Origin of the sequence: Gelidibacter sp., from assembly GCF_035515035.1 — a bacterium.
GTDB lineage: Bacteria > Bacteroidota > Bacteroidia > Flavobacteriales > Flavobacteriaceae > Gelidibacter.
On record NZ_DATJCA010000145.1, the window covers coordinates 1 to 1,794 of the forward strand.

Annotated in this window: 2 protein-coding genes; both read left to right on the forward strand. The window is 38.6% G+C overall.

Annotated elements, in window-relative coordinates; all coding sequences use genetic code 11:
• Positions 1-41: 41 nt before the first annotated feature.
• Positions 42-713, forward strand: coding sequence for a hypothetical protein (locus VLZ86_RS11635; RefSeq protein WP_147284239.1), 672 nt, complete (start codon positions 42-44; stop codon positions 711-713).
• A gap of 168 nt (positions 714-881) precedes the next feature.
• A partial coding sequence (locus VLZ86_RS11640; RefSeq protein WP_325451501.1) for a class I fructose-bisphosphate aldolase occupies positions 882-1,794 on the forward strand: 913 nt, incomplete at its 3' end.

The window sequence follows — 1,794 nt, forward strand, 5'->3', positions numbered from 1 at the left end:
AACTAAGCCTATCAATCTGGCTTAAAGAAAAAAAACGAGATATGAATAAATCAATTTATAGCATATTATTTTTCACTCTGTTCCTATTTCCTTTTGCGACATTGAAAGCTCAGGACAATGCAATGTTGATTGAGCAAATAGAAGGCAAAAAGATAACAAGAGAAAGTTTTGACAAAAAGGGAAAACTTACAGGGAAGCAAATATTTACTGCCGGAAAAATGGCCCGAAGGGGCGGGACTTTCTTTATAAACATCAAAACTGAACTTTATGACGAAGCACAGAAGTTAGAGTCAACCTACACGACCAATTATGAGTGCCGTCCCGAAGACGCTGACGTGCTTTTATCGGTCTTTGCAATCAATCCCAAAAAGAGGAAGGTCAGGGTGTCCGTGAAATCCGGGGATTTTAAAAAACTTTATGCTTTAGCGGCTGATGAAATGATACGCAGTATGAGTTTGACGATGTATGTGGAAACAGGCATTCTCAATTTCCTTGGGTCAAAAAACAATGTAGATGTCACCAATCGTGTGCTCATTAAAGAAAATAACAACCTGAAGATTACAGAAAAAATTTCCATTAAAGCTTATCTAATGGGCATACAGGTAAGAACAATTAATTATGACGTAACGGAATATTTAACGCTTTCGGGTTTATTGCAGAAGCAGGAATTTAAACAAGCGAACGGTGGTTATTTTACTGTTAGCTATAAATAAAATCAACTTGGAATGGCACATAAAAACAAGAAGCAGTTAAGTTCTTGAGCAAAAGGATTTTGAGAGCAACGGGTTGCTCTAGTTATGCACTTTCCGGAATTGAAACCGATGCGGCAACGTCCTTTTCCAAAACAAATAGAAGTTTATGAATTAAGTAAAGTTAAAAAAATGAAAATAAACGAAAATATTGCAGAGCTATTAGGGAAAAAGGCATCCTTCTATTTGGATCACGTTTGTGAAAAAATAACGAAGGATGAATTACAAACCCCCGGTAAGGATGGTCTTGACCAGGTATTTGGAAATAGCAATAGAAATCCACAAGTACTGCGAAGTCTTTCCCAGTTGTACAAACACGGGAATCTGGGGAGCACAGGCTACTTAAGCATCCTGCCTATCGATCAAGGTATTGAGCATAGTGCCGCTTTTTCGTTCTATAAAAACCGTGACTATTTTGACCCCGAGAATATAATAAAACTAGCCATTGAAGCTGGTTGCAATGCTGTGGCATCTACGTTTGGCGTACTGGGATTGAACGCCCGAAAATATGCCCACAAAATCCCATTTATTGTAAAAATTAATCACAATGAACTGCTTACCTATCCAAATTCCTATGACCAAACACTATTTGGAAAGGTTAAATCGGCTTGGGATATGGGAGCTGTTGCCGTGGGTGCTACCATTTATTTTGGTTCAAAAGAAAGTAACAGACAGCTTAAAGAAATAGCCGAAGCCTTCGAAGAAGCACATAGTTTGGGAATGGCAACCATTTTATGGTGCTATACCCGTAATGATGCTTTTAAAACCGAAACGGAAGATTATCACACGTCTGCAGATTTAACGGGACAAGCCAATCATTTGGGTGTGACCATTCAGGCTGATATAATCAAACAAAAACTTCCGACCAACAATTTTGGATTTAGAGAAATAGGATTTGGAAAGTATGACGATGCTATGTATGAAGCGTTGACTACAGACCATCCCATTGACCTTTGCAGATTACAGGTGGCCAATTGTTATATGGGTAAAATAGGGCTGATAAATTCTGGTGGTGGTTCTAAAGGGGCGTCTGATTTAGCTGACG